The organism is Vibrio sp. 10N.261.55.A10 (genome assembly GCF_041470825.1).
In the GTDB taxonomy this organism is placed as follows: domain Bacteria; phylum Pseudomonadota; class Gammaproteobacteria; order Enterobacterales; family Vibrionaceae; genus Vibrio; species Vibrio crassostreae_C.
Window position 1 is genome coordinate 1 of record NZ_JBFRNC010000109.1, and the last position, 1110, is coordinate 1110.

Annotated in this window: 1 protein-coding gene and 1 pseudogene; one reads left to right on the top strand and one right to left on the bottom strand. The window is 38.4% G+C overall.

Translation table 11 applies throughout. The annotated features are described in order from the left end of the window. Positions 1 to 39 precede the first annotated feature (39 nt). The gene (locus AB4274_RS21805) at positions 40 to 555 is read left to right on the top strand and encodes a hypothetical protein (RefSeq protein WP_372113222.1); all 516 of its coding nucleotides are present in this window, start codon (positions 40 to 42) and stop codon (positions 553 to 555) included. 352 nt (positions 556 to 907) lie between these two features. Here the strand turns inward: AB4274_RS21805 and AB4274_RS21810 are convergent. After that, positions 908 to 1110: pseudogene (locus AB4274_RS21810) on the bottom strand (IS110 family transposase); the annotation flags it as partial.

Here is a 1110-nt window from a genome sequence, read left to right on the forward strand (position 1 = left end):
AATCCATGTCATTCGTTATATTAATGTGGAGAATACAGCATGATTTCAGAGTTTATGAGTTGGTTTGATGAGCTTGGTACTAGTGCGATGGAACGCAAAAAGCAAGCTCAGTTGAAAAGCGGAATACGTCCAAAATGGAATAACACTCTAAAAAATAAAGAAATCAAACTAATGTTTAGTGAGCGTGGAAAACATATTTCAGGTATCCGTCCTCGCTCAAGCGTTGATAAAAAAGCTAAAGAGTGGCTATATGACTTGATATGGAGGGAGTTTGATTCAGAAAGTAACTTTATCGGGGTTAAGCTATCTATGGAAATCGAGCTTTCTGATATGAAGTTAAAAGGTTTACGATATGATTTTAATAAGCTTTTGCAATCAGATTCAGAATATAAAGTTTTTGTTTTTCAGCAGAAAACACAAGTTGATGCTGACTATATTGTATATGAGTTAACGAAATCACTTTCTGCTTACAAACATAAGTCTAGCTCCAATTATTTACTTACTTGTTGGTGCTGGGAAACTGGTGCATTTCTTCATCATGACATGCTTGTATAAATTAATATAACAAACAATTTAAGAGGGATTCCCAACGCTTGGCATTTTGCTTCTACTTCAATTTTAGTGTTTACGGTACAATGCGTTAGGTTCGGTGGTAGCGTTGCTCACCCCTTAATTGGGCTCTACATGGACTCCCTCTTTTGTCAACAATAGCTCCCGCTGACAACAGTGGATCGGACAGCAGCTCTACATTCGGTGTTTAATCGGAATCGTTCCGTCACCTTGATGATATTCGCTTGATGCTCGCCTCATTCGTTAAACAGTATTTATTACTTCCCAATTAAACAGGTTTAGGCATCTCGGTCTGGTCGTATTGTCATCATTTGCTATTGCTTTGACTCGGTGAGTGTTAACCGTTTACATAGTTAATCTTGTACTCTTTTCCTGTTGTTAATAATGCCCATATTATACGAGCATTTTTTGCTGCTAGGGCGACAGCTGCTCGTTTATAACCTCGTCGTTCAACGAGTTGATTTAACCAAATACTGTTGCGATCGGTTTTCTCTTTACATCGTGCAATAACGGCTCTTGCGCAGGGCAAGATTACGAAGC